Source organism: Vibrio sp. R-1, from assembly GCF_035615595.1.
GTDB classification, from domain to species: Bacteria; Pseudomonadota; Gammaproteobacteria; order Enterobacterales; family Vibrionaceae; genus Vibrio; species Vibrio cholerae.
On sequence record NZ_WPDC01000200.1, the window covers coordinates 1 to 1,220 of the forward strand.

A 1,220-nucleotide genomic window follows, 5' to 3' on the forward strand; every position below is an offset into this window, starting at 1 on the left:
CTGCTAAAAACACTACACTTACCGACCAGCCAAACAACCTTAAGTAAGGACAATAGACCTTGGCGAGCGTTGTACTTGCCCTATTCTATTCACGCACTTCCACATGACTCGACCATTCGCCTTAAGTTGTTCAAAAGAACACTGATTGATGCAGCTAACACCATGCAAACAAAAGGAAAGAATACGATTTTGCAGTTGTAGCAAAGCTTGCTATGCCAAAACTGTCAGTTGCAGCCGAACCAGCTGACTGGAAAGAAAACAGGATTACATTCGCCTACACCACAAACACTTCAACGCGACCGCTCACCAACAATGTACAGGATTGGAAAGAATACGATATTTACGTAAACGATTAAGTAGCCAAGGCAACTCACTCATTCGACGCAGCGGCTAAATCGAAGAACAAATACAATTGAGTCGTGAAAATTCACTTTGCTAAGTGCTCAGATTTAACCCACAAAAGCTTATTAAATTCGCCTTTCAGCTAACATTTAGTTACCGGGGCATAGCGTAGCATGCTTGCATGCGCAGCGGTTTGAAATGAGTATAAAATTCGCGCAGCGAATACTCATTTCAAAATGTCCCTGCTTAACTTTTTGTTATCAATAACATCAAAATGGGCAAAGAAAAGAGGTAATAGTGTTCAGTAAATCCTCCAACAATGATTTTGTATTATAAATAACTTGATTTTCACTCATTAATTAACGACACTACATGTTCCGTATGGCTGTTGCTATACCATAAATAGAGACTGCTGGTGTAATGCACATTATTTCATCGGTACTCTGTTACTTAATTTCTTTTTAATAAAAAACTAGCAAGGTAACTTTAGTGTCAGATATAGATAAAACCGCTACCTACAACATCAGTGCTAAGCAGAGCAGTAGTTTTCTTTCGGATATAGCGGGAATTATATTTTGGGCGGTAATAGGCTGCATCGTCCTATGGAATTGGGACGGTTTTTGGCAAACAGATATCAAGTCATTAGAAAAAATCCAACGTCAGTACTTTTACAGCAAATATTCTGAGGAGCAACTAAAACTCTCAAGAATAACAAATAATAATAAAGTAATAGATGACATTCAAGAAAGATTAGACATAAGTGAAAGATTGTCAGCAAAGGAAGTTGAGAGGGCTACACAGGAAAAAGATTCTGCGTTATCTGAACTTGCAATCGCAAGATTCAAACTTAACAGCTACCTAAAAAAAGAAAACACCAA

At 38.0% G+C, this 1,220-nt stretch carries 2 protein-coding genes; both read left to right on the forward strand.

All coding sequences use genetic code 11. The annotated features are described in order from the left end of the window. The coding region (locus GOU96_RS17610) for a hypothetical protein (RefSeq protein WP_324702076.1) at positions 1-201 on the forward strand (201 nt) is incomplete at its 5' end. 630 nt (positions 202-831) lie between these two features. Beyond that, a partial coding sequence (locus GOU96_RS17615) for a hypothetical protein (protein WP_324702077.1) occupies positions 832-1,220 on the forward strand: 389 nt, incomplete at its 3' end.